We start from the raw sequence: 329 nt of genomic DNA, 5'->3' as shown, positions 1-329 counted from the left end.
GCGGCCCGTAGCCCGTCCATCGGTCGGTGGTCACCCTTGCCGACGGATCGATGTGGTACTTCATGAAGCCCCCGAGGCACGCCGCATCGGCACGGGGGATCTCCCTTGCGTAGAGCCTGCTCACGCCCTTGCCCTTTTTCTCTATGCCGACGACCACCAGCTTCTTGGCGTTGTTCTCCCTGCAGCGGACGCCCTCCTCCTGCTGGCCGAAGACGGTCTCGTCCACCTCCGCCGTACCGGTTATGGGGTGGTCGCCCGAGCTCTTCATGGCCTTCATCACCTTTCTCTTGAACCTCCAGCATGTCTTCTGCCCCAGTTCGAGCTTGCGG

1 protein-coding gene is annotated in these 329 nt (G+C 63.2%); it reads right to left on the bottom strand.

Annotation, left to right across the window (positions count from 1 at the left end; translation table 11 throughout):
* The coding region (locus BFP75_RS09870; RefSeq protein WP_123803382.1) for an IS1595 family transposase at nucleotides 1–329 on the bottom strand (329 nt) is incomplete at both ends.

Origin of the sequence: Maribacter sp. 4G9, assembly GCF_002742265.1 — a bacterium.
In the GTDB taxonomy this organism is placed as follows: Bacteria; Bacteroidota; Bacteroidia; order Flavobacteriales; family Flavobacteriaceae; genus Maribacter.
This window is presented reverse-complemented; position numbering and strand designations above follow the sequence as displayed.